Source organism: Marinilactibacillus sp. GCM10026970, from assembly GCF_042660675.1.
Lineage (GTDB): Bacteria > Bacillota > Bacilli > Lactobacillales > Carnobacteriaceae_A > Marinilactibacillus.
This window is the reverse complement of the sequence record NZ_JBHSUL010000022.1, coordinates 1-2,350: the sequence shown is the minus strand read 5'-3', so window position 1 is coordinate 2,350 and position 2,350 is coordinate 1. Positions and strand designations below refer to the sequence as shown.

Below are 2,350 nucleotides of genomic sequence, written 5' to 3'. Positions count from 1 at the left end.
CTAATACCATTTTTTGATTCCGCAATAGCTCAGTTGGTAGAGCGCGCGACTGTTAATCGCGTTGTCGCAGGTTCGAGCCCTGCTTGCGGAGTTTTTTTGTACCTATATTTAGAGAGCAGAGGCCTGATTACTCGATTATCAGGCCTCTTTTTTGCGGTTAATTTGTTAAACTTAGAAGGTAAAAGTAATTTTATTAATGTAATTATGATAGATCTAACTAGTTTTAGTTATTAAGCGCTATTCATCATCACAAAGAAAATATACCAATAAAAAGACTATGGAGGAAATTTATGATCAATATTGAAATCGTATGATGCACTAACATCATTAATATTTACCGAATACCAACCAGTTTTTTTATAGAAAGATAAGGAATAGATAATAAAAGAATTGATATACCAAGTCAAGAGATTAAGGGGAAGTGAAATGCTAACAAGCGTTAAAAATGTCCTTTCAAATTTTAATAAAACTGTTTACTTTGACACTTATCATTTGCTTCGTGAGAAGACACGAGATACAAATATAGTACAGCAGTGTAGTGAACAGTTAATTGGATTCTTGAAAGGTTCTTTAAATAGACAGGATGAGTATTTTATTAAAGGTGCCCTTGGAAATTTATATAGGATAAATGGAGAAACAAAAAAGGCAATTCACTATCTTACCTTTTGCCTTCAGTATGCTAGGGAGTGTCAGGATACCTCAAAAGAAATAGTTTCACTAATAAGGCTGGGAGAAGCTTTGAAATATAGTGATGACCATCAAGGTGCACTGAATAATTTTAATCAGGCATTAGAAAGAAGTCAGTCTGATAATATAGAGAACTATGTCGATTTCGTACAACAGCATAAAGGAAAGTGTCTTATGGAAATGACAGGGTTTGATGAGGCAGAGAGTTGCTTCTTAGAGGCATTTTAAATAAGGGAGCAAAAAGGAGATAGAGAGTTGATTAGGTCTACTCAAAAAGCAGTCAACTTTTTAAAAGAGTTAACCAAGTCAGAGACTAACGTAACTTAAGGGTTGCTTGGTAAATTGGCGGCGTAGGTTAATGAACCTTGTAAAATACGAAGTGGCTTCCAAGTCTATGGAAGTGCTATTTTGTACTCAAAGTAAACATCAACCAGTAAACCAGCATAGTTGAGAATGAATAGGTTAATGGTTAAGAAGGCGTAAAGCGATTAGCGTAAGAGGAATAAAACAATAGATACGAAACTAGCCAAGCAACTCTGTATTTGTAGAGTGAAGTATCAGATATCAAATCTATAGCAATCTGTTATCATACTGAGATAATCGAAGTTTAAGCTTATACAGAAATCGCACTAGCGTTTTCTGCATAAGTCTAATCATTAAGAAAGGAAATTTCCAAAAGAAGAACAGTTGAATAATAATAAATATCAATAGTTCTTTGTCAGTAATATAGTTAAGTATGAAGATATATGAAATCAGTATCATTGGATATCGGCGTTTTGATTGATAAAATTCGATTATCTAGTAAATGTAAAAGAGGATTAAAAGATTTATTTGAATAAGTATTGCCTGAAGTAGAGAGCGAACGACTGAGCGATGACAAAAAATACTATATAGAATCCTTAATGACTCTCTACTGTATAAGATTGTATACATAGGATTCAATAATAATTAAATCAAAGTTCCAAGTACTACTAGGCAATGGCCAAACGACGTTAGCGACAAGGGACTAAACAAAATTAATAATTGGTAGAAGGATTGTTCACTACATACATAAAGAAGTTGAGCTAGATTTATACAAAAATAAAAAAGATACTTTCTTCATGTTATCTGTAACGATTCACAACTGAGAGAACGGATGAAAACAAACCATATATCTAATACATTATGTTTGTCATAAAGTAGAGTAAAAAAAGAGAACACACTCAAGTGATTTAAACATACCTGTTAGTAAAAAGATAAATACACTTCTTTGTATAAGAATATTATTGGATATTTGAACTGGAATAAAATCTAATGACTGCTTAGAGAGAAAATTTCTCTAACCAAATAAAAAATAATTAGTAATTAAATCTATTCTGAAACACTGATATGATAGACTTTTACAAAGGATTCATACATACTAATGAGTGATAAAAAATAGAAGATTTCAAATTTCGCTGTTGACGGAGTCTCAATCCCGTGATATTATATAAAAGTTGCTGATAACGACGTTGACTCGATTGAATAACTTGATCGAAAACATCTTTAAAAAAATGTTGACATCAAAGGTGACAGCGTGGTATGATATATAGGTTGCTGTTAAAGATATCGACTTGATCGAGTAACTTGATCAAAAACAACTTTTAAAAAAGTTGTTGACATCAAAACAACAACATGGTATGAT

Annotated in this window: 1 protein-coding gene and 1 tRNA gene; both read left to right on the top strand. The window is 32.0% G+C overall.

The features are described 5' to 3' along the window. Positions 1–18: 18 nt before the first annotated feature. A tRNA-Asn gene (locus ACFP65_RS06405) sits at positions 19–91 on the top strand. A 335-nt stretch (positions 92–426) separates the two neighbouring features. Continuing rightward, positions 427–915 (top strand): tetratricopeptide repeat protein, encoded by a 489-nt coding sequence (locus ACFP65_RS06400; protein ID WP_225742713.1) that lies wholly within the window; start codon positions 427–429, stop codon positions 913–915. Positions 916–2,350 lie beyond the last annotated feature (1,435 nt).

Excerpts from the sequence above, each read along its gene's own strand:
- ACFP65_RS06400 (WP_225742713.1), top strand. The coding sequence starts at position 427 with ATGCTAACAAGCGTTAAAAATGTCCTTTCAAATTTTAATAAAACTGTT.